The following is a 21470-nucleotide window of genomic DNA, read 5'->3' on the forward strand; positions in this document are numbered from 1 at the left end:
CATCGGGAGATCATGAATGGCGTTGTCGCGGTTGAAAGCAGGCTTGGTCGTTTCTCTTTTTTGCCTGCTGGCAATGCCTCTATCCACGAAAGCCGAAGAGCCGCAGTTCCGCATCGGCACGGCCATTCTCGGCGACCTGAAATATCAGCCCGGCTTCAAGCATTTCGATTACGTCAATCCGAATGCGCCGAAGGGCGGAGAGCTGAAGCTGTCGAGCAATGGCACCTTCGATACCCTCAATCCGGTACTTTATAAGGGCAATACCGTTGCGGGGATAAGTTCTTTGGGTGCAGGGCTTGTCTTTGACAGCCTTCTGAAGTCGGCGGATGACGAGGTTTCCTCCTCCTATGGATTGCTCGCCGAGGGCGTTTCCTATCCGGAGGATATTTCCAGTGCTACTTTCCGCTTGCGGCCCGAAGCCAAATGGGCAGACGGACAGCCGGTGACGCCAGAGGATGTCGTCTTCAGTTTCGATAAGGCGAAGGAACTCAATCCACTCTTTACCAGCTATTACAGCCATGTGGCGCGCGCCGAGAAGACCGGCGATCGCGACGTAACCTTCTACTTCGACGAGAAGAACAATCGTGAACTGCCGTCGATTCTTGGCCAGTTCCCAATCGTGCCGAAGCATTGGTGGGAAGGTACGGGGCCGGACGGTAAACCGCGCGATATTTCCCGCACCACGCTCGAGCCCGTTATGGGATCCGGACCCTACAAGATCGTTTCGGTCTCGCCCGGTTCCACCATCCGTTACGAATTGCGCGACGATTATTGGGGCAAGGACCTGCCCGTCAATGTTGGCTTGAACAATTTAAAGTCGATCTCCTACACCTACTTCACTGATAATGATGTGGAATTCGAGGCCTTCCGCGGCGGTACTATCGACTATTGGCAGGATAACGTCGCAAGCCGCTGGGTCACCGGCTACGATTTTCCTGCGGCGAAGGACGGCCGCATCAAGCGCGAGGAAGTGCCCAATCCGCTTCGCGCCACCGGCGTTATGCAGGCGCTCGTGCCGAACATGCGCCGCGATCAGTTCAAGGACGAGCGTGTTCGTGAGGCGCTGAACTATGCTTTCGATTTCGAAGAGCTGAACCGCACCATCGCTTTTAATCAGTATAGCCGCATCAATAGCTTCTTTTTCGGCACGAAGCTCGCTTCGTCGGGCCTGCCAGAAGGTAAAGAGCTCAGCGTTCTCAATGAAGTGAAGGACAAGGTCCCGGCTGAAGTTTTCACGACGCCTTATACCAACCCGGTCGGCGGCGATCAGCAGAAGGCCCGCGATAATCTGCGTAAAGCGCTCGATCTGTTCAAACAGGCAGGATATGTTCTGAAGAGCAACCAGATGGTGAATGCCCAGACGGGCAAACCTTTATCGATCGAGATTCTGCTCGGCAGTCCCTTCGTGGAGAAGTGGGTTCTGCCCTATACCCAGAATTTGAAGAGAATCGGCATCAACGCTAGCGTCCGTACGGTCGATTCGTCGCAATACATCAATCGTGTGCAGAACTTCGACTATGACATGATTTGGACAGTTTGGGCGCAAACGTTGAATCCCGGCAACGAGCAGATTGATTTCTGGGGGTCTGCCTCCGCCAATCGTAAGGGTTCGCGCAATTTTGCCGGCATTTCTGATCCAGGCATCGATGCCCTCGTCAACAAGGTCATTTTCGCCGAAGACGTCGAGGAGAAGGATGCCGTCGCCAAGGCGCTCGACCGTGTATTGCTCGCTCATCACTACGTGGTTCCACTCTTTTACACGACCAGCTTCCATATCGCTTATTGGGACAAGTTCACGCATCCGGCCCAACTGCCCGAATACTCGATCGGCTTTCCCGATGTCTGGTGGTCGAAAAGCGCCGGAAAGTGAGCTTCTCTTGCAATGAGGGGCCTGCTGGCTCCAAATGCAGAGGGCTGATTCGGATGGTTTCAAGCTGAAATGATTGCGCCGGTCTCGATCCGGCGGAAGGGATTATGATTTGATCGACGGACGGATTGAGGCGAGGCGGAACATACCCCTCTTCGAGGGAGCGGCGGGTTAATGGGCGCCTATATCCTGCGACGTCTTCTGCTGATGATCCCGACCATTGTCGGGATCATGGCGATTTCCTTCACCATCGTGCAGTTTGCGCCGGGCGGCCCGGTCGAGCAGGTCATCGCACAGCTGACCGGCCAGGGCGACAATGCCAATGGCCGCCTGTCGGGTGGCGGTACGGACCTGGCTGCACAGCAATCCCTAGATGACAGCAGCTCGAAATATCGTGGCGCGCAGGGGCTCGATCCCGAGCTGATCGCCAAGCTCGACAAGCAGTTCGGCTTCGACAAGCCGCCGCTCGAGCGCTTCGGCCAGATGATGTGGAATTATATCCGCTTCGATTTCGGCGAGAGCTTTTTCCGCAATACCACCGTTATCGACCTCATCGCCCAGAAGCTGCCGGTGTCGATCTCGCTCGGCATCTGGATCCTGATCTTCTCCTATGCCATTTCCATTCCGCTCGGCATCCGCAAGGCGGTGCAGGATGGATCGACCTTCGATGTCTGGACCTCGGGCATCATCATCGTCGGCTATGCGGTCCCGAGCTTCCTGTTCGGCATCATGCTGATCGTGCTCTTTGCCGGCGGCTCCTTCTTCGACTGGTTCCCGCTGCGGGGCCTCGTCTCGGATAATTTCGCCGATCTCAGCTGGTGGCAGAAGATCCTCGATTATCTCTGGCATCTGGTGCTGCCGCTGATCTCGCTGTCGCTCGCCGCCTTCGCCACCACGACGCTGCTCACGAAGAATTCCTTCATCGAAGAGATAAAGAAGCAATATGTCATCACCGCCCGCGCCAAGGGCTTGAGCGAACGGCGCGTGCTCTATGGCCATGTCTTTCGTAACGCCATGCTCATTGTCATTGCCGGCTTTCCCGGCGCCTTCATCTCCGCTTTCTTCACCGGCTCGCTTTTGATCGAGAATATTTTCTCGCTCGATGGCCTGGGGCGTTTGAGCTATCTCTCCGTCGTCCAGCGCGACTATCCGGTGGTCTTTGCGACGCTTTTCATCTTCTCGCTGCTCGGCCTCGTCGTCAGCCTCGTCTCCGACCTCATCTACACCTGGATCGATCCGCGCATCGATTTCGAGCGGAGGGACGTGTGATGGACGCAGCCAATCAGCAGACGCTACCGACAACGGTGAAGCCGCCGCGCAAGGGATTGTTCTCGCCGACCAATGTGCGCCGCTGGGAGAACTTCAAGGCGAACCGCCGGGGCTACTGGTCGCTCTGGATCTTCCTGGTCCTGTTCATCGCCAGCCTCGGGGCCGAATTCATCGTCAACGATCGGCCGATCCTCGTCTCCTACAAGGGAGAGATCCTGACACCGGTCTTCGTCGATTATCCGGAGGAGAAGTTCGGCGGTTTCCTGGCGCAGACGGATTATCGCGCCCCGGATATTCAGGATGAGATCAATGCCCATGGCTGGATGATCTGGCCGCCGATCCATTATTCCTATCAGACCGCCAATTCCAACCTTCCCACAGGAATGTCGGCGCCCACGCCGCCTTTCTGGGCGATGAGCAAGGAGACGCGCTGCTCGGGCTATCCTGGCGGCGTTGCCGATCCGAATTGCAACTGGAGCAATTTCAATTGGCTCGGCACCGACGATCAGGCCCGCGATGTGCTCGCCCGCCTGATCTACGGTTTCCGCATCTCGGTGCTGTTCGGCCTGGCGCTCACCATCTGCTCGGCCGTCGTCGGCGTCTGCGCCGGCGCGATCCAGGGCTATTTCGGCGGCTGGACCGATCTTCTGATGCAGCGTTTCATCGAAATCTGGTCGTCCATGCCGGTGCTTTATATCCTGCTGATCATCGCCTCGGTGCTGCCGCCTGGTTTCTTCATCCTGCTCGGCATATTGCTGCTGTTTTCCTGGGTCGGTCTCGTCGGCGTCGTGCGCGCCGAATTCCTGCGGGCGCGCAATTTCGAATATGTGCGCGCCGCCCGCGCGCTCGGCGTCAACAATCGCACTATCATGTATCGACACCTGCTGCCGAACGCGATGGTCGCGACGCTGACCTTCGTTCCCTTCATCCTGTCGGGTTCGATCACCACCCTGACCTCGCTGGATTTCCTGGGCTTCGGCATGCCGCCCGGCTCGCCGTCGCTGGGTGAAATGATCGCCCAGGGCAAATCCAATCTGCAGGCTCCCTGGCTGGGGCTCTCGGCCTTCTTCACCATGTCGATCATGCTGTCGCTGCTGATTTTCATCGGCGAGGCCGTGCGCGACGCCTTCGATCCGAGGAAGACGTTCCGATGAGGAATGCTCGCAATTGGTCAGCGCACAAGATAAACTGCGGTCGGCGACGACAGGCAATGGATGGATACGATGAATAAGGTGGTACTGGAACATTATCCGGCGTCTAGGTTGCCGGACGATATTCGCGGCGATCTGCCCAAGGAAGCATTGGTGCGCGTTGTGGTGGAGGCGGAAGAGAAGTCTTCCACCGACAGCCGTTCACCATTTGCTTCGCTCTCTCCGAAAAGTGCACCGTCAGTGAATCTCAAGGCTCTCTTGCGGGATCGTAGGGAGCACTCCGATAGATACGCCGGAAATGCCACGACTGAAGAGATCGTTGCCCGTATTCGTGAACTGCGCAATGAGTGGGATGATAGATGACCGCACCACGGGGCATCTATTGGGACACGAATGTCGTTGTCGCGTTGATGGAGCAAAGTGGCATCGTTCACGATCTTCTCTGGGCCATCTTAGAGGTGATCGAGAAGAAACCCATCTACATCTCCACCAGCGCGCAGACCTTTGCCGAGTTGAAGGTCAAACCGCTACAGCAGCAGAATTTCGAGCTTTTGAGAACCTATGAAGAATGGTCGTCGTCGCGTTCCTGGCTGGACATCTGGTCCATCACGCCGCCGATCCTTGATGGTGCGGCCTTGCTGCGGGCAACGCGTGGCGGTTTGAAAATGCCGGATGCGATCCACCTCGCTACCGCGCTTCATAGCCGTTGCACTCACTTCCTGACTGCGGACAAGGGGATCGGCGATATCACGGACCTTGTTCATCCCGTCTCGGGGCCTTTGGATATCACCCCTTTGACGATCCTCCGCCCCGATGAGCCCGCTCTGACATCCCTCCTAAAAAGCATGGCCGAATGACCGAATCGCTGCTGTCAGTCCGCAATCTCTCCGTCGCCTTTCATCAGGGCGGGCAGACCTCGATCGCCGTCGATGGCGTCTCCTTCGATATCCGCAAGGGCGAGGTCGTCGCACTGGTTGGCGAATCCGGCTCCGGCAAGTCGGTTTCGGCCAATTCGATCCTGAAGCTCTTGCCCTATCCGGCCGCAAGCCACCCTTCCGGCGAGATCCTGTTCAAGGGCAAGGACCTCTTGAAGGCATCGGACAACGAGCTGCGCGCCGTGCGCGGCAACGACATCACCATGATCTTTCAGGAGCCGATGACCTCGCTCAATCCGCTCCACACCATCGAGCGGCAGATCAGCGAGATCCTGGCGCTGCATCAGGGCATAGTGGGCGAGGCAGCCCGCAGCCGCACGCTGGAGCTCTTGAACCAGGTCGGTATCCGCGAACCGGAGAAGCGCCTGAAGGCCTATCCGCATGAACTGTCCGGCGGCCAGCGCCAGCGCGTGATGATCGCCATGGCGCTCGCCAACCGCCCGGAATTGCTGATCGCCGACGAGCCGACGACGGCGCTCGACGTGACCGTGCAGGCGCAGATCCTGGAACTGCTGCGCGAGCTTAAGGGTGCGCATGGCATGTCGATGTTGTTCATTACCCACGATCTCGGCATCGTCCGCAAATTCGCCGACCGCGTCTGCGTGATGACCAAGGGCAAGATCGTCGAGACCGGCACGGTGGAAGACGTCTTCACCCGGCCGCAGCATGATTATACCCGCCATCTGCTGGCAGCCGAGCCGCGCGGCGAGCCGCCGGTAAGCGATGCGAACAAGCCAGTGGTCATGGAAGGCAGCGACATTCGCGTCTGGTTCCCGATCAAGGCGGGCTTCATGCGCAAGGTCGTCGATCATGTGAAGGCGGTCGACGGCATCGATCTGAAGCTCCGGGCCGGCCAGACGCTCGGCGTCGTCGGCGAATCCGGCTCAGGCAAGACCACGCTCGGTCTCGCGCTCGCCCGGCTTATTTCCTCCAAGGGCCGTATCGCCTTCGTCGGCAAGGATATAGCCGGCTATTCGTTTCGCGAAATGCGGCCGCTGCGCAACCAGCTGCAGGTGGTCTTCCAGGATCCTTATGGATCGCTCAGCCCGCGCATGTCCGTCGGCGAGATCATTGCCGAGGGGCTCAAGGTGCATGAGCGGTCGCTTTCTGCCGATGAGCGTGACAAGCGCGTCTGCTGGGCGCTGGAGGAGGTCGGCCTCGATCCGTCCACCCGCTGGCGTTTTCCGCACGAGTTCTCCGGCGGCCAGCGTCAGCGTATTGCCATCGCCCGGGCCATGGTGTTGAAGCCGCGCTTCGTCATGCTCGACGAGCCCACCTCGGCGCTCGACATGAGCGTGCAGGCGCAGGTGGTCGATTTGCTGCGTGACCTGCAGCAGAAGCACGATCTCGCCTATCTCTTCATCAGCCACGACCTGAAGGTGGTGAAGGCGCTTGCCAACGAGCTGATCGTCATGCGCTTCGGCAAGGTCGTCGAGCAGGGCGCATCCGCCGATATTTTCCGGGCGCCGAAAGAGGATTACACCAGGGCGCTTCTTGCGGCCGCCTTCAATATCGAGGCGGTGCCGACCGCCGCCATCCAGCAATAGAGACCATCATCATGCCGGCCAAAAGCCCCGTTCTCGTCGACCTCAAATTCAACCCCGAGACCGTCGCCAGGGCACTCGAAACCGCTTTTGCCGATCGCGGCAGCATCAATCTCGCTGACCCCGCCAGCAAGGGGCTGGATTTGAGAGATGTCGACTACGCGCTGCTGTGGAAGCCGGATGCCGATCTTTTCGAGCGCGCGCCCAATCTGAAGGTCATCTTCTCGGGCGGCGCGGGCGTCGATTCCATGATGTCGATTGCTGGTCTGCCTGACATCCCGATGGTCCGTTTCGTGGATCGCAGTCTCACCACGCGCATGAGCGAATGGGTGGTGATGCAATGCCTGATGCATCTGCGCGATGTGCAGGGGCATTTCAGGAATCAGCGACAGCACGTCTGGGCGCCGCAGCATGGTCCGGAAGCCGTTGACGTCACCGTCGGCGTCATGGGCCTTGGCGTTCTCGGCTGCGATGCAGCCGCGAAATTGAAAGTCATGGGCTTCAACGTCATCGGCTGGTCCCGCAGCAGGAAAGAGATCGACGACATGGAAACCTTCGATGCCAGCGGGCTCGATGCGTTTCTGGCACGTACCGACATTCTCGTCGGCCTGCTGCCGCTGACGGCAGAGACGACGGGAATTTACAACGCTTCGCTCTTTTCCAGGCTGCATCGCAACGGCCCGCTCGGCAAACCGGTCTTCATCAATGCTGGCCGCGGCAAGAGCCAGGTTGCCGCCGATATAGCTTCGGCTGTTCGCACCGGCGTCCTCGGCGGCGCCTCCCTCGATGTCTTCGCCGTCGAGCCTCTGGCAGCGGACGATCCGCTCTGGGACCTGGAAAATGTCATCATTACGCCGCATGATTCCGCCGTATCTGACGAAAAGGCGCTGATGCGTCATGTCGAGGAGCAAATCGCCCGCTTCGAACGCGGCGAGCCGCTGCAGCATCTGGTAGATCGCCTCCGGGGTTACTAAGTCTGTCTTCGGATCGCGGTGATGGGGGCCTTATGCCGCGGCTGGCGCCGGCAAAATGCGACCGATTTGCTCTGGTATCAATTTTCTTTCAGCGACTGGACTTTCGCTCAACATTTTTTGATAACAGGGCGCAACAACCGCATGCCGGCACGCCGCCGGCGAAAAGCATGACGTCCGCAGGGCAGGAGACGGGGCAGGAACGACATGACCAAGACGGATATCGCCACCCGCGTCTATAACCATACCTGGAAGCTCGATCCGATCATCCGCAGCCTGATCGACACGGATTTCTACAAGCTTCTCATGCTGCAAATGATCTGGAAGCTCTATCCGGATGTCGATGCCACCTTCTCGCTCATCAACCGCACCAAGAGCGTTCGCCTCGCAGAAGTGATCGACGAAAAGGAATTGCGTGAGCAGCTCGATCATGCCCGCACGCTCCGCCTCTCCAAGAAGGAGATGATCTGGCTGGCGGGTAACAGTTTCTACGGCCGCGCCCAGATCTTCGAACCGGAATTCCTCGCCTGGCTGTCGAATTTCCAGCTGCCGGAATATGAGCTATCGAAGCGTGACGGCCAATATATTCTCGACTTCCACGGCTCGTGGAAGGAAACGACGATGTGGGAAATCCCCGCGCTCGCCATCATCAATGAGCTTCGTTCGCGCGCGGCTCTAAAGGCGCTCGGCCCCTTCACGCTCGATGTGCTCTATGCCCGCGCCAAGGCCAAGATGTGGGAAAAGGTGGAGCGGTTGCGCGAGCTGCCGGGTTTACGCATCTCCGATTTCGGGACGCGCCGCCGTCACAGCTTCCTCTGGCAGCGCTGGTGCGTCGAGGCATTGAAGGAAGGCGTGCCGCACGCATTCACCGGCACGAGCAACGTGCTATTGGCCATGGATTCCGATCTTGAAGCGGTCGGCACCAATGCCCATGAGTTGCCGATGGTCGCCGCAGCACTTGCGAAAAATGATGAAGAGCTCGGAAAGGCACCCTACAAGGTGCTGCGTGACTGGAACCGCCTTTATGGCGGCAATCTGCTCGTCGTGCTGCCCGATGCATTCGGCACGGCTTCCTTCCTGCGCAACGCGCCGGAATGGGTGGCCGACTGGACCGGCTTCCGCCCCGACAGCGCCCCACCAATCGAAGGCGGCGAGAAGATCATCGAATGGTGGAAGAAGATGGGTCGCGACCCACGCCAGAAGCTGCTGATCTTCTCCGACGGCCTCGATGTCGATGCCATCATCGACACCTACAAGCATTTCGATGGCCGTGTGCGCATGAGCTTCGGCTGGGGCACGAATCTGACCAACGATTTCGCCGGCTGTGCCCCGACGGAGCTCAAGGGCCTCAATCCTATTTCGATCGTCTGCAAGGTCATCGAGGCAAATGGCCGGCCGGCCGTAAAGCTCTCGGACAATCCCCAGAAGGCGACGGGCGAGCCTGCGGAAGTCGAGCGTTATCTGAAGTTCTTCGGTGCAGAGGATCGCGTCGATCAGGAAGTGCTGGTTTAAGGCGTTTTCCGTCCGCAATGCGTAAAAGGTCTAGTGGCGGATCGCCGCTTCCATCCGGACGACGCGGCGAAATAGCGTCCAGCGGCCATTTTCCCAGCGATATTGATCTGGCGAAATAACGTAGGGAACGTCGCTGAGATCGGCGCTGATCAGCTCCAGAAGCTGCAGGCCCTCGATATCGTTCTCGTGCGTGAAGAACACCTTGTCGCGCGACAGGAAGGCGGCAATCGGCGCGGCGCCACCGGATTGCTCCTGCACCTGCGCCCAGAAATTCGGCAGGAACGCAATGCTGGATTCGAACTGGCCGTCCACCTCGACATATTGGAACCGGCTGCGTTTGGCGATTTGAACGCCGGTCTTGGCAAGGAATTTCTGCAGGTTGGCCTGTGCCGTTTCGGCGAGTTCCCGGACATCGATGCCCCAGTCGTCGAGTGCTTCGGCCATCACGTAGTTGACCGTCGTTTCGCCGTTGACGACGAAGAGCTTGATCAGGTTTTCGGCCTCGTCGAGATAGACGAATTGCGGCGGATTGGGCTCGTCCTTGGCGGCCTGCATCATCTGCTGCCGCGCAACCTCGACGAAATCGCGCGCTTTCAGGACCGGCAGGACCTTGGCGAGCTCGCCGCTGTCGACCATGGCTTCCGTCATGTTGAGATAATTGAGGAGCGCCTGTGCGCGTGCCGGCCCCCGCTTTTCGCGCAGCGCCAGCAGCGCATTGCTCAGGAATTTCGTCATCGTATCGCCGTTGCGGCTGTGCAGCGTCAGACTGCCGGCGGCAGCATCGTAATCGACGCGGATCAGATCGCCGAAGAACGGCAGGCGTTCCTGCAGATAGGCCGCAAAGGCTGCTTCATCCTGCAAGGCTTCGTCGGGAATGTTGAGATCGAGGGTTTTGGCAATGGCCGCGCTCTCGGGTTCCTGCATCGGGTCGGGTTGGCCGGGGCGCATTTCCGCGCGCTTGCCTCTGCCGAAGAGCCTTTTCAGGAAATTGAACACGCGCATCCCCGAGTACCGAACGGTATTGCTGTAGAACCTAGCGCGGCGGCCGTTGCGGGGCAATGGCGGCATGATGGGGATGAGGGCCGTAAGTGCCTGCTTGCCCGTACAAAAAACGCGTATAGTCTGCAGGAGCGGGCCGAATGGTCAGATTGCGGGAAGGGCAGCGCAGATGAGGAATGTCGGGGGCGGCAGGTGGACGATCGGAGGCCTGCTTTTTTGTCTTTTTGCATTGGCTGCACCTGTGGCTGCGTTCGCGCAGAATGCCGCTGCCCCACAGCCGGCCGCCCCGCCGCCCGACAAGGTTCGCGAGCTGATCCAGCTGATGAACGAGCCGGATGTCAGGCAATGGCTTACCGCGCAGCTCAATAGTCAACCGACACCTGCCAGCGATAAACCTGCAACCATCAGCGATCCGACGCCGGCCGACGGCAATCAGATGTCGGTTCTATCAGGCATGCTCGGCCATACGCGGCATCACCTTGAGCTGGTCTCCGGCGCTGCGATGACATTGCCCTACGAGGTCATGACCGCATCGGAAAAGCTGGAAGGCGAAGGCAAGTCGGTCGGCCTCGTCCGCATCATCATTCAGATTGTCCTCCTGTTCTTCCTCGGGTTGGCGGCCGAACTCGCCGTTGCTCGCTTCATCAACACCAGGCATATGCAGCGCACCGAGAGGGCTGCCGGTACCGAGACGGAACTGCAGGCAGCGCGCTTCCAGTTTCTGGGCGGCGTCGTGCCCGCCATCATCCATGGCCTGGTGACGCTCGTTCCGCTTCTTGCCTTCGATTGGCCGCCAGCCATTGAAAATTTCGCCATCGCTTGCGTCATTGCGATGGTGTCGATCAGGTTGGCGATCTCCATCGGCAAGCTTGTCATGGAATTGATAGCGATGCGTCGCGCCAACGACGTTCTGGATGAGGACGGCGGTGCCGCCCGCATAGCCGAACGGCGGCGCGTCGCATCCTATTGGTATCGACGCTGCACGCTGTTTGCCATCTATTTTGCCTGCGGCTGGGCGATCATACAGGCCGTCACGTCGCTGGACTTTTCTGTCGGCGCGCGCGACCTCATCGGCTACACCCTCGGCATCGGTCTGTTTCTGATCGCGACGGCTGCCGTGTGGTCCAGGCCGCTTCCGCCGGAAAAGCGGGGGGCGAAGGCGATTTCCTGGCTGCTGACGATTTTCTTCGCGGCGCTATGGTGTCTCTGGGTGGCCGGTTTCGATGGCCTTTTGTGGCTCGGCATCTATGCGATATTGCTGCCGCGCGTCCTTTCGGTATCGACGAAGGCGATCGAAGCCTTGCATGATGCAGCCGACGGCATCTTCGGCACCGGCAAGATTGCGGCTGTACTGCTCGACCGCGGTTTGCGGGCGCTGATCATTACCTTTGCGGCTTTATGGCTCGGCCACATGCTGGGGGTGGAGGCGCATGCGATGATGAGCGGCAGCGAATCGAATGTCGGCCGCATCGCTCGCGGCATTCTCGGCGGCATCATCATCCTGCTGGTTGCCGATCTCGTCTGGCAGCTGGCGAAAACCTATATCGACGGCAAGGTCATGCAATCCCTGCCGGCCGCAGGCGAATCCGACGAGATGAGGGCGAGCCGCGCCCGGCTGCAGACGCTGCTGCCGATCTTCCGCAACATTCTCGCCGTCGTCATCGGCATCATTGCGGTCATGATGGTGCTGTCGGGCCTTGGCGTTCAGATCGGGCCGCTGATCGCCGGCGCCGGCGTTGTCGGCGTCGCGGTAGGCTTCGGCGCACAGACCATCGTCAAGGATGTCATCAGCGGCATCTTCTACCTCTGGGACGATGCCTTCCGCATCGGCGAATATATCGAAAGCGGCCATTACAAGGGCGTGGTGGAATCCTTCAGCCTGCGTTCGGTCAAGCTGCGTCACCAGCGCGGCCCGCTGGCGACGATCCCCTTCGGTTCGCTCGGTGCGGTCAACAACATGAACCGCGACTGGGCGATCGATAAGATCATCGTCAAGGTCACCTATGATACGGATCTCGTGAAGCTGAAGCGCATTATCAAGGATATCGGCCAGCGCCTGCTCGAAGACGAGGAGCTGAAACCGAGCATCATCCAGACGCTGAAGATGAAGGGCGTCGAGCAGTTCGGCGATTTCGCGATCGAGATCAGGCTGGCGATCACCGCCAAGCCCGACGATCTCTCCGTCATCCGCCGCAGTGCGCTAGCCTTGATCAAGCAGTCCTTCGACGAAAACGGCATCCAGTTCGCTTTCCCCACCGTGCAGGTGGCGAGCGAAAAGGATGCCGCTGCCGCCGCTGCCCGGCAGCTCATCGAGATGCGGGCTGCAAACGTGGATGGCGCGCAGCAGGCGAGCTAGAGCAATTCCAGCAAAAGTGCGAAGCGGTTTTGCGTCCGGAATTGCGTGAAAACAAAGAGATAGAGCGGTTCAGAGATTCCGTGAAAAGCTGAACCGCTCTAGATTCGGTCGGGTCTCGGCGCTGCCGTGCTGCCGCGTATGATCAGCGTGACGCCGATCATCTCGTGCTCAGCCGGTACGGCATCGTGAAGAACGGCCTGCACCGCGCGTTCCGCGATCTCGGCAAAGGGCTGGGCCATCGTCGTCAGGCCCGGCTCCACCATGCCGCCTTCCGGCACGCCGTCGAATCCGATGACGGAGACGTCCTGCGGCACTGAAAAGCCCCGTGCACGCAGCCAGTTGATCGCCAGAAGCGCGATATTGTCGGACATGGCGAGGATCGCCGTCGGCGGTTCCGGCGCGGAAAACAGGTAGTCAAGCCCGGCTTCGACGCTTGGCTTGTCGTTGAGCGTCTCAAAGATCGGCACGTTTTCGCGCCCAATTCCAAAGGCTTCGAGTGCCTGCCAATAGCCGAGTGCGCGATCGCGCGAGGTGGAATATATCGCCCGCCCGATCCCGCCGATGCTGACCGGCCCGACATGGTCGTCCGAAAGCTCTGTCGCGAGCACGCCGAAACGCCTGTGGCCTAGTTCCGCCAGATGCCGCGCCGCAACGGCCGCGCCTCCGACATTATCGACGCTGATCGAGGGGATAGAAGGGTCCTCGTCATTCAAGGCGAGAGCGATGAAGGGCAATTGCCGTTCGCGCGTCAACTGCACCAACTTTTCGCCGCCTTCCACGCAGAGCAGGATGAAGCCGTCCACCAACGCACTCTTGATACTCCAGTCCACCGTCTGTCGGTCCTTGGCCGAAACCAGAGCGAGGCCCGTACCGCTGGCATCGCAGACCTGGGACACGGCAGCCAGAAGCGCCCTGGCCCAAGGATCGTTGAAGAAATAAGCCAGTGGCTCGACCGCAGCAACGCCGATGGCATTGACCTTTCCGGCCCGCAGCAGCCGCCCCGTCAGGCTCGGCCCGGCATAGCCAAGCCGCTTGGCCGTCTCGAGCACATGCTCGCGTACCTCTTCGCGCACCACTTCGGGCCGGCTGAAAACATTGGAGGCGGTTCCCTGTGATACGCCTGCCGCCTTGGCGACGTCCGCGAGCCTGATGGTGCCTTTGGCCAATGAAATCCTCCAATTGTTTCCGGCGGATACTAGCAATGAAGTTGTATCGGTTCAATTCTGCTTGACAGCGGATTTTCGAGGCGTACGATTGAACCGATTCAAGAAAGCACACAAACTGAGATTGAATCGATTCAAAACAAAGGACAAGCCAATGCTGACCAATTATCTATTCAAGGATCTCTATGATGAACGATGGGGTGATCCCTGCAATCCGAATGCTGTCGATCCGCCTTCAGAAGATGGGGGCGGGGCTGACAAACAGGGCGTGCTGAGCCGGCTGGCACGGCTCTTCCGCGGCCGGAAGCGACCATCGGCGTGGTCCTTCACGATTCCGAGCGAAACATCGGCCGCGGAGGGCGAAGCAGAGATCCGGCATCGCACCGGGTTAGAAGACCCGAAATTCCTGGCCATCGCCAAAGCCCTGTCGCGGAATTGCTAGAGCAACGCCGTGAGTTGCTCCGACGCCGGCCTCAGAAGTTTTCCTTGTAAGGACGCAGATCGAGTTCCTGTGTCCAGGCAGAAGGATGCTGCCGGTGAATATGCCAGTAGCTCTCGGCAATGGCATCGATGTTCAGCAACCCATCGGCATCCACATCAGGCCGGCGCGAACGCAGCCGTTCGCCATCTATGCCGCCATCGATGATGGTGTGGGCGACATGCAGGCCGAGTGGTCCGAATTCCCGCGCCATGCTTTGGCTGATCATTCGAAGACCTGCCTTGGCAGCGGCGAATTGCGCGAAACCCGCCTTGCCGCGCAGGCTTGCGGAGGCGCCGGTGAAGATCACCGTGCCGCGGCCAAGCGGCGCCAGATGCCGCGCCGCCTCGCGTCCGACCAGGAAGCCGCCGAAGCAGCAGACACGCCAGAATTCCTCGAACTGCGCGGCGGTGACGGCGCGAAACGCAATCTGGCGATTGATGCCGGCGTTGAAGACGACGAAGTCAGGCGCGGCAATATCGTCTCGAGTGGTAAAGGCATGATCGAACAGCCGGATGACCGCAGCTTCATCCGTGGCATCGGTTTCGATCGCCTCGGCACTGCCGCCGGATGCCTGGATGGCAGCCGCCACCTGATCGATCTTTGCTGCCGTCCGGCCGGCAATGACGACGTGATAGCCCTTGTCTGCGAGAAGCCGGCAGAGCGCCGCCCCCAGCCCCTGTTCGGCTCCCACTCCGACAATAATTGCGCTTGGCGTGCTCATTCGGCGGCCTCCCTTGCATCGAGCGTCGGATAATCGGTATAGCCTTCCGCACCGCCGCCATAGAAGGTCGGGCGATGATAGGGGTTGAGCGGGGCACCACGACGAATACGCTCCGGCAGATCGGGATTGGCGATAAAGAGGCGACCGAAGGCGATGGCATCGGCATGGCCGGCGGCAAGTGCTGCCTCGGCGGTATCCGGCCGGAAATTGCCCGCGGCGATCAGCGTGCCGGACCAGGCGGGTCGAAAGAGTTCCGCAGCCGAGGGCACATTCTTGTGGTCGACTTCGGCTTGGCCGGCACCACTGGCGCGCGGCTCGATCAGATGCAGATAGGCGAGGTTGAGGCGGTCCAGTTCGCGAATGACATGGCCGTAGAGGCGCAATGGATCGTCCTCGCCGCTATCATTGGCGATGCCGAAGGGCGAAAGACGCACACCGACGCGATCTGAACCCCAAACTTCGGACACCGCCTCGACCACCTCAAGCAGCAGCCGCGTACGATTCTCGATCGAGCCGCCATATTGGTCGGTGCGCTGATTGGTGCGGGCCTGCAGGAACTGTTCGATCAGATAGCCATTGGCGCCATGAATCTCGACGCCATCAAAGCCCGCCTGCTTGGCATTGGCGGCAGCCTGGGCGTAGACGTCGATCAAAAGCGGCATCAGGTCGATATCGATCGCCTGCGGCGTCTCGAAGGGAACGCGCTCGAAGGAAGCGGTAAACGCATCACCCTTGGCGGCAATGGCTGAAGGAGCGATCGGCGCCGCTCCGCCCGGCTGGTGCGAGGAATGGGAGATGCGGCCGACATGCCAGAGCTGCAGAAAGATCTTGCCGCCCTTGCAATGAACCGCATCCGTCACCGCCTTCCAGCCGGCGACCTGTTCGGCCGTGTGGATGCCTGGCGTTGCCGGCATGCCCTGACCTGCACGGGAAATCTGCGACCCTTCGGAAATGATGAGCCCGCCCTCGCTGGCGCGCTGGGCATAATATTCTGCATTTAAGGCCGAGGGCACATTGCCCGGCTGGCTCGCCCGCATGCGGGTCAGCGGCGCCATGACGACCCGATGTGCAAATTCATAAGGGCCAATGGAAAGAGGCGAAAACAAAGTGGCTGTCATAAAATTCTCCTGCCTGGAGCCAAATTGCTCCCCGGGGCGGAAGGGCCTGTCAGCGGCGATTCGGTCTCGGGAGTTTAAATAAGATGATGGTCATCATTTATCCGAACGATCGGACGCGCGCAACTGAATCTGCCGTCAGGCTGAAATCGTTGCAAGAAAGTCGAGCAGGGCGGCGTTGAACTGCGCCGGACGCTGCAAGGGGGCAAAATGGCTGACGCCGGGCAGAAGGATCAGCTTCGCGCCTGGAATGTGCCGCACGAGATAATCGGCATGCTCCCGCTTAATGAACTCGTCATGCTCGCTTTGCACGATGGCGACAGGCACATCGATCTCCGTGAGATCTTTGACCGTGTAGTTCGGCTCGGTCCGCTGCATCAGGCCAACCGCTTCGACGAAAGCATCGAACTCGCCGGGTGTGGCGGAGAGGGCGGCATAATCCTTCGTATGGCGGGAGAAGCAGCGGTCGATGATCGGCGTCGCCACGAATTCCTTGGTACCGCTTGGGTCCATGTTGCAGGCAAAGAAGAAGACACCGGAAACGCGCTCGGGATGGGTTTTTCCAAGCACCATGCCGATACAGGCGCCGTCGCTCCATCCGGCGATCGCCGCCTTGTCGATCTTCAGCCTGTCCATGACGGCGAGAACGTCGGATGCCATGAGCTCATAGGTATAAGGCCGCTCATCGCGGGTGCTGCGGCCATGGCCGCGGCTGTCGATGACGATAACCTGGTGGCCAGCGTCGATGAGCGCGGGCACTTGGTAGCCCCAATTGCCGCTGTTTCCGAGCCCGCCATGCAGGAGGATCACCGGTGAGCCGTTGCCATAGGACGCATACCAGATACGCGCGCCATCATGATCGACATGGCTTTCCACCTCGGTATGCGGCAAGGGAGCGGCCCCTTCGGCTTCGAAGCGGTGAAGCTCGTCGTCGTGAAATTCCATACCCATCCCCCATTGCTCCGTCTCTCCCCGACAGCCACGTGGCGAGATTAGTCGATCCCAACGCGTCTTTTCAACAGGCTACGGTCATATCGCTGCCAGATGCTCGAAAAGATCGCGGGCCGGCGACGGAAGGTCTTCGAGGGAGCGTGCGCAGAGCGAAAGCCGGCGCGCTGCCCATGGGTCGGTGAGGCGGAGGGCTGCAACTTTTGCGGATCGGCCGCAGCGTCGTGCCGCGGTTTCGGGCACGATGCCGAGGCCAATGCCCTGGCCCGCCATGTGGCAGATGGCTTCAAATGTCCGCATCCGCACCCGCATTTTCAACCGGCTGCCGAGCCGGGCCGCCTGCGCGTCGATGTGATCCTGCAGCGCTCCGCCTGCGAGCCCGACGAAATGCTCGTGCAGGATCTCCGCGAAAGCGATCTGCTTTGCCGCCGCCAGCGCATGATCGCTGGATATCACCACCACCAGCCGGTCGATCGCGAAGGGGCGCAATGTCAGGCCGGAGGTATCGGCCGCGTCCGACAGGATACCGATCTCGGCCAGCCCGGCCGAAACAGCCCGGGCGATCTCGATGCTCTGGCGCTCCTTGAGATCGATGTCCGTTCGCGGGTTTCTCGCCATCCATTCGGCAAGGCGCGGCGGCAGGTATTCGACAATCGCCGCGGTGTTGGCGATAAGCCGGACGGTTGCGCGCAGGCCGCTTGCGTGCTCGCCAAGCTCCCCGCGCATTTGCGTAAGCTGCCGCTGGATCAACCGGGCATGATGAGCTAGCGCCTCACCGGCGGGCGTCGGACTCACGCCGCGTCGCCCGCGCTCTAGAAGCTGTACGCCGCCATTTGCCTCCATGTCACGCAGCCGCTCGCTGGCGGCCGGCAGCGAAAGCCCGACATCGGCGGCTCCATGCGTGATGCTGCCGGCGTCGACGACGGCGAGGAACAGGCGAAGGTCGGTCAGGTCAAAGCGCATGAAGCGCAGATTACCGCATATCCAGCCTTCGGAATAGCCGAAGGCTGGCTTCGCATCATCCGCATTGTGCTGGCCCTCGTGTCTGGTAGTGAAAGGGCATGATGGATCATTCGATATGGCTTCTCGCGGCGATCTTCGCGACCTTCTTCATCGCCGGCATGGTCAAGGGCGTCACCGGCATGGGGCTGCCGACCGTGGCAATGGGCGTCTTGGGTACGTTGATCTCGCCGCTGACGGCAGCGAGCTTGCTGATCGTGCCCTCTTTCGTCACCAATGTCTGGCAGCTGCTGGCAGGCCCGAGCTTCGGTGCGCTTGCGCGTCGTTTCTCTCTGCTGGTCAGCGCCATCATCGTCGGAACCTTCGCCGGCTCATATCTGCTCGCCGCTGGCAATATGCATATGACCACGGCAGCACTGGGAGCGGCCCTCGTTCTTTATGCTGGTTACGCCTTGCTTGCCCGCCAGCTTCGCGTGCCGCAGACGCTGGAGCCGCTGCTCTCGCCGGTCATCGGCATGGTCACAGGCCTCTTGACGGGCGCGACCGGCGTTTTCGTCGTGCCGGCCGTGCCCTACCTGCAGGCGCTCGGGCTGGAGAAGGAAGATCTGGTCCAGGCGCTCGGCCTCTCCTTCACTGTCTCCACCGTGGCACTTGCCGGCGCGCTTACCTGGCACGGCGCATTCCATGTCGACAATCTCGCACTCTCTGCCCTGGCGATCGCCCCGGCGCTTGCGGGCATGTGGGCCGGCCAGGTCATCCGCAATCGCGTCAGCCCGGCCACTTTCCGCCGCGGGTTTCTGGTCTGCCTTCTGGCGCTTGGCGCCGAGATGATCGTCAAAGCCGCTTTCTGAGGCGGTATTGCCCGGCTGCCCGGTGTGTACCCATATGGACTTTGTTTCATGGCAGGATCTGACGGATCGATGGAAGAAGAGCACCGAGAGATTTCCGATAACAATCCAATGGCCGATGCCCTGCTTGTTGTCGATGCGCAGAATGCCTTCGTGGAAGGGTCGAGCGCGGTTCCGGGCCATGTCACCTTGAGAGCAATGGTCGAACTCCTGCTGGATAAGGCGCGGTCGGCATGGGCGCCGGTGATTTTCCTGCAGAACGATGGCCCGCCCGGTGCGCTGGATGAGCCGCTTCAACGGGGGTGGAAACTCCACTTTCCGCCGCTATCTGGCGAGGTGGTCATCAGGAAAACGGAGGATGATGGCTTCGACGGCACCGATCTCGGCGCCATTCTGACCGCTTTCGGCGTGAGGAATCTGGTGATCTGCGGCGTGCTTTCGGACATGTGCGTCGCCGCAACGGCGCGCGCGGCGCTTGAGCGCGGCTACGGCGTGCTGCTGCCGCATGATGCGCACGCCACCTATGATGTTCCCGCCGGGCCTGGCTCGCAGGGCGTGCCTGCGGCCATGGCGGCAAGGGCCGCCGAATGGTCGCTCGGCGACGACATCAGGATTTGCGCTTCGGCACGCGAGGTTCGTTTCAAACAGCGGGCTTAGCCGCAGCCCCGCTTCATAACAACAGGCCATCCTTGAATGTCGGATCGAATCGTAATAATTGAAGTTACATGAAACGCGATAGCCGACTTTCCTCCGTCCTCCACGCTTTGCTCCATATGGCCGAGCAGGATGGACCGGTGACCTCCGAAGCCCTGGCGCAATGCATGCACACCAATCCTGTCGTCGTGCGTCGTACCATGGGGCTATTGCGCGAGGTGGGCATTGTCCATTCCGCCAAGGGGCACACTGGCGGCTGGACGATTGCGGCCGATCTCAAAAGCGTCACGCTGCGCCAGTTGCATGAGGCACTCGGCGAACCGGCCGTCTTTGCCATCGGCAATCGCAACGAAACGCCGGAGTGCCTGGTCGAGCAATCGGTCAATTCCGTCCTCGATGATGCTTTTGCCGAAGCCGAGGCCTTGCTGCTCCAGCGCTTTGAAAACGTCACACTTGCCGATCTAGCCGCCGAATTTGCGCGGCGTCACACGCAACGGCGCTCAGAAAGGGCTTTATCATGACCTATGACGTCATCGTCATTGGGGGCAGCTACGCGGGAATGGCGGCCACCCTCCAGCTTCTGCGTGCCCGCCGCAAGGTGCTGATCATCGATGCAGGCAAGCGCCGCAATCGTTTTGCCCAGGAATCCCACGGCTTTCTCGGCCAGGATGGCGTCGACCCCGCCGAGATCGCCCGCAATGCGCGCGAGCAGCTTTCCGCCTATCCGACGCTGACATGGATCGAAGGCACTGCCGAGAAGGCCGAGGGAGACAAAGATGGCTTCGTCGTCACCGCGCTAGACGGTGCGCGCCATGATGGCCGCCGCCTGCTTTTCGCAACCGGCGTCTCCGATGCCTTGCCCGAGATCGAGGGACTTGGCGAGCGTTGGGGCAAAAGCGTCTTCCATTGCCCGTATTGCCATGGCTACGAACTCGATCGGGGCCGCATCGGCTGCATGGCCACCGGCCCGATGTCGGTGCATCAGGCGCAGTTGCTACCGGAATGGGGAGACGTGACGTTCTTCCTCAACGGCAGCTTTGTCCCCGATGAAGTGCAGCGCGCCGATCTTGCCGCTCGTGGCGTGACGATCGAGGAAACACCGGTCGCAAGGCTGGAAGGAGAGGCCGACGTGCGGCTCACCGATGGACGCCTGCTGCCGTTTGCCGGGCTCTTCACTGCGTCGCGCGTATCGCCCTCAAGCACGATTGCGGAGCGGCTTGGCTGCGCGTTGGAGAAAACGCCTTTCGGGATCCAGATCCAGACAGACGCCATGAAGGAAACGACCGTGCCGGGCGCCTTTGCCTGCGGCGATGCCGCTCGCATCCCGCATTCGGTGTCGCTTGCCGTCGGCGACGGCGCCTGGGCAGGTGCGCAATTACACCGGTCGCTGGTGTTCTAAGCTTCGGTTCGAAGGACTATTCGTCTGCCGGACACCGGCGTTCTTGTCCTATTCCGCTTCCGGCACCTTCAAGATAATTGTTTCGTCCGGGCCGATGGATCTGCCGTCCTGCGCCCGGATGTCGAGCTGCACCGGCTGACCCGTCGCCCGGTCCACCAGCAGTGAATGTTCTTCCGCCGGCGCGAAGAGATGACGCTCACCGAATTGGCGCAATGCCACCATGACGGGGAAGAGATCCTTTCCCATCGCCGTCAGCCGATATTCCATGCGCGTGCCGCCTTCGCTTGTCGGCACAAGCTCCAGGATGCCGCTCGCGACAAGCGTGCGCAGGCGCTCTGTGAGAATATTCTTGGCAATCCCCAGGCTCTTTTGAAATTCGCCGAAGCGCGTCAGTCCATCGAAGGCATCGCGCACGATCAGGAGCGACCACCAGTCACCGATCACGTCGAGCGAACGCGCGCTCGGGCAATAATCGCCTTTCAGGCTTTTCCGCGCGACCATCGGTTCAGCCTTTCCGGTCTTTTGTTCGCAAGAATGGTTGCATGATTAAACCAATAATGTTACTCGATCGTTGGTT

General features: G+C 60.5%; 21 protein-coding genes. 14 read left to right on the plus strand and 7 right to left on the minus strand.

Features of this window, described 5'->3' with window-relative positions; translation table 11 throughout:
• The first annotated feature begins 16 nt into the window (after positions 1-16).
• From I8E17_RS18155 to pncB, 8 genes are all read left to right on the plus strand, one after another.
• The gene (locus I8E17_RS18155) at positions 17-1870 is read left to right on the plus strand and encodes an extracellular solute-binding protein (protein WP_113380021.1); all 1854 of its coding nucleotides are present in this window, start codon (positions 17-19) and stop codon (positions 1868-1870) included.
• 171 nt (positions 1871-2041) lie between these two features.
• The gene (locus I8E17_RS18160) at positions 2042-3136 is read left to right on the plus strand and encodes a microcin C ABC transporter permease YejB (protein ID WP_113366799.1); all 1095 of its coding nucleotides are present in this window, start codon (positions 2042-2044) and stop codon (positions 3134-3136) included.
• Positions 3136-4290 carry an ABC transporter permease gene (locus tag I8E17_RS18165; RefSeq protein WP_113366798.1) on the plus strand — a complete coding sequence of 385 codons (1155 nt, stop codon included), beginning with the start codon at positions 3136-3138 and terminating at the stop codon, positions 4288-4290. The genes I8E17_RS18160 and I8E17_RS18165 overlap by 1 nt, the downstream gene beginning before the upstream one ends.
• Before the next feature lie 69 nt (positions 4291-4359).
• Complete coding sequence (locus I8E17_RS18170) at positions 4360-4650, plus strand: hypothetical protein (protein ID WP_113366797.1); 291 nt, start codon at positions 4360-4362, stop codon at positions 4648-4650.
• Positions 4647-5144 (plus strand): PIN domain-containing protein, encoded by a 498-nt coding sequence (locus tag I8E17_RS18175; RefSeq protein WP_112722857.1) that lies wholly within the window; start codon positions 4647-4649, stop codon positions 5142-5144. Before I8E17_RS18170 ends, I8E17_RS18175 begins: the two co-directional genes overlap by 4 nt.
• Entirely contained in the window at positions 5141-6769 is a 1629-nt protein-coding gene (locus I8E17_RS18180) for an ABC transporter ATP-binding protein (RefSeq protein WP_113366796.1), read from the plus strand. The genes I8E17_RS18175 and I8E17_RS18180 overlap by 4 nt, the downstream gene beginning before the upstream one ends.
• A gap of 11 nt (positions 6770-6780) precedes the next feature.
• Complete coding sequence (locus I8E17_RS18185) at positions 6781-7740, plus strand: glyoxylate/hydroxypyruvate reductase A (protein ID WP_112722859.1); 960 nt, start codon at positions 6781-6783, stop codon at positions 7738-7740.
• A gap of 204 nt (positions 7741-7944) precedes the next feature.
• Positions 7945-9249, plus strand: a complete 1305-nt coding sequence (gene pncB, locus I8E17_RS18190) for a nicotinate phosphoribosyltransferase (RefSeq protein WP_069610940.1) — start codon at positions 7945-7947, stop codon at positions 9247-9249.
• A 30-nt stretch (positions 9250-9279) separates the two neighbouring features.
• Here pncB and I8E17_RS18195 read toward each other — a convergent pair whose 3' ends face one another.
• Complete coding sequence (locus I8E17_RS18195; RefSeq protein WP_229002044.1) at positions 9280-10251, minus strand: hypothetical protein; 972 nt, start codon at positions 10249-10251, stop codon at positions 9280-9282.
• Positions 10252-10417: 166 nt separating this feature from the next.
• Between I8E17_RS18195 and I8E17_RS18200 the strand changes: the two genes are divergently transcribed.
• Complete coding sequence (locus tag I8E17_RS18200; protein WP_113366795.1) at positions 10418-12604, plus strand: mechanosensitive ion channel family protein; 2187 nt, start codon at positions 10418-10420, stop codon at positions 12602-12604.
• A gap of 98 nt (positions 12605-12702) precedes the next feature.
• On the opposite strand, the gene I8E17_RS18205 is transcribed toward I8E17_RS18200, so the two are convergent.
• Positions 12703-13770 (minus strand): LacI family DNA-binding transcriptional regulator, encoded by a 1068-nt coding sequence (locus tag I8E17_RS18205; protein WP_113366794.1) that lies wholly within the window; start codon positions 13768-13770, stop codon positions 12703-12705.
• Between the two features lie 151 nt (positions 13771-13921).
• On the opposite strand from I8E17_RS18205, the gene I8E17_RS18210 reads away from it, so the two are divergent.
• Positions 13922-14209 carry a hypothetical protein gene (locus I8E17_RS18210; protein ID WP_113366793.1) on the plus strand — a complete coding sequence of 96 codons (288 nt, stop codon included), beginning with the start codon at positions 13922-13924 and terminating at the stop codon, positions 14207-14209.
• A 31-nt stretch (positions 14210-14240) separates the two neighbouring features.
• Here I8E17_RS18210 and I8E17_RS18215 read toward each other — a convergent pair whose 3' ends face one another.
• The 4 genes from I8E17_RS18215 to I8E17_RS18230 all read right to left on the minus strand — a co-directional run bounded on the left by I8E17_RS18215 (position 14241) and on the right by I8E17_RS18230 (position 17995).
• Entirely contained in the window at positions 14241-14969 is a 729-nt protein-coding gene (locus I8E17_RS18215; protein ID WP_113366792.1) for an SDR family NAD(P)-dependent oxidoreductase, read from the minus strand.
• Complete coding sequence (locus tag I8E17_RS18220; protein ID WP_113366791.1) at positions 14966-16087, minus strand: alkene reductase; 1122 nt, start codon at positions 16085-16087, stop codon at positions 14966-14968. The genes I8E17_RS18215 and I8E17_RS18220 overlap by 4 nt, the downstream gene beginning before the upstream one ends.
• 135 nt (positions 16088-16222) lie before the next feature.
• Positions 16223-17029, minus strand: coding sequence for an alpha/beta hydrolase (locus tag I8E17_RS18225; RefSeq protein WP_113366790.1), 807 nt, complete (start codon positions 17027-17029; stop codon positions 16223-16225).
• Positions 17030-17113: 84 nt separating this feature from the next.
• The gene (locus I8E17_RS18230) at positions 17114-17995 is read right to left on the minus strand and encodes a LysR family transcriptional regulator (RefSeq protein ID WP_113366789.1); all 882 of its coding nucleotides are present in this window, start codon (positions 17993-17995) and stop codon (positions 17114-17116) included.
• A 98-nt stretch (positions 17996-18093) separates the two neighbouring features.
• On the opposite strand from I8E17_RS18230, the gene I8E17_RS18235 reads away from it, so the two are divergent.
• The 4 genes from I8E17_RS18235 (at position 18094) to I8E17_RS18250 (ending at position 20893) form a co-directional block, all read left to right on the plus strand.
• The gene (locus I8E17_RS18235; RefSeq protein WP_113366788.1) at positions 18094-18843 is read left to right on the plus strand and encodes a sulfite exporter TauE/SafE family protein; all 750 of its coding nucleotides are present in this window, start codon (positions 18094-18096) and stop codon (positions 18841-18843) included.
• Between the two features lie 48 nt (positions 18844-18891).
• Positions 18892-19497, plus strand: coding sequence for an isochorismatase family protein (locus I8E17_RS18240; RefSeq protein WP_219511252.1), 606 nt, complete (start codon positions 18892-18894; stop codon positions 19495-19497).
• A 68-nt stretch (positions 19498-19565) separates the two neighbouring features.
• Complete coding sequence (locus tag I8E17_RS18245) at positions 19566-20015, plus strand: Rrf2 family transcriptional regulator (RefSeq protein WP_112722868.1); 450 nt, start codon at positions 19566-19568, stop codon at positions 20013-20015.
• Positions 20012-20893, plus strand: coding sequence for an NAD(P)/FAD-dependent oxidoreductase (locus I8E17_RS18250; RefSeq protein ID WP_113366786.1), 882 nt, complete (start codon positions 20012-20014; stop codon positions 20891-20893). The genes I8E17_RS18245 and I8E17_RS18250 overlap by 4 nt, the downstream gene beginning before the upstream one ends.
• A 48-nt stretch (positions 20894-20941) precedes the next feature.
• Here I8E17_RS18250 and I8E17_RS18255 read toward each other — a convergent pair whose 3' ends face one another.
• Positions 20942-21394 carry a helix-turn-helix domain-containing protein gene (locus I8E17_RS18255; protein ID WP_113366785.1) on the minus strand — a complete coding sequence of 151 codons (453 nt, stop codon included), beginning with the start codon at positions 21392-21394 and terminating at the stop codon, positions 20942-20944.
• Between the last annotated feature and the right edge of the window lie 76 nt (positions 21395-21470).

Origin of the sequence: Rhizobium sp. AB2/73, from assembly GCF_020871915.1 — a bacterium.
In the GTDB taxonomy this organism is placed as follows: domain Bacteria; phylum Pseudomonadota; class Alphaproteobacteria; order Rhizobiales; family Rhizobiaceae; genus Rhizobium; species Rhizobium dioscoreae.